This is a genomic window from Paraburkholderia sp. RL18-101-BIB-B (genome assembly GCF_046026985.1).
Taxonomy (GTDB): domain Bacteria; phylum Pseudomonadota; class Gammaproteobacteria; order Burkholderiales; family Burkholderiaceae; genus Paraburkholderia.
Map to the genome: position 1 here is coordinate 1 of NZ_JARESV010000212.1, position 424 is coordinate 424.

Genomic DNA, 424 nt, shown 5'->3' on the forward strand with positions numbered 1-424 from the left:
GGCCGACCTCGCGCACGACATGCGCACGCTGCTCAGCAACATGCGCGGCGCCGCTGAAGTCGCGCTCGCCCGGCCGCGCTCCGTCGATGAATACGAAACGCTCCTCGCCTCGAATCTGGAAGAGTGCGACCGGCTCTCGCGAATGATCGAGAGCGTGCTGTTCCTGGCGCGCGCCGAGCATCCGCAGTTCGTCAAACAACTGCGCGAGTTCGACGCGGGACAGGAGTTGACCCATATCGCCGACTACTTCGAAGGCATTGCCGAAGAGGCGAATGTGCGCGTGCGCGTGAACGGCGCGGCCAGCGTGACGGCGGATCTCGAACTGTTCCGCCGCGCCGTGAGCAATCTGCTCGCCAACGCCATTCGCTATACGCCGCAGGGCGGCGAGATCGTGCTGGCCGCAAGCGCGTCGGCCGACGCGGTG

At 66.5% G+C, this 424-nt stretch carries 1 protein-coding gene; it reads left to right on the forward strand.

Going from position 1 to position 424, the window contains the following annotated elements:
- Positions 1-424: histidine kinase dimerization/phospho-acceptor domain-containing protein (locus P0D73_RS46780; protein ID WP_408321477.1), on the forward strand; the 424-nt coding region annotated here is incomplete at both ends.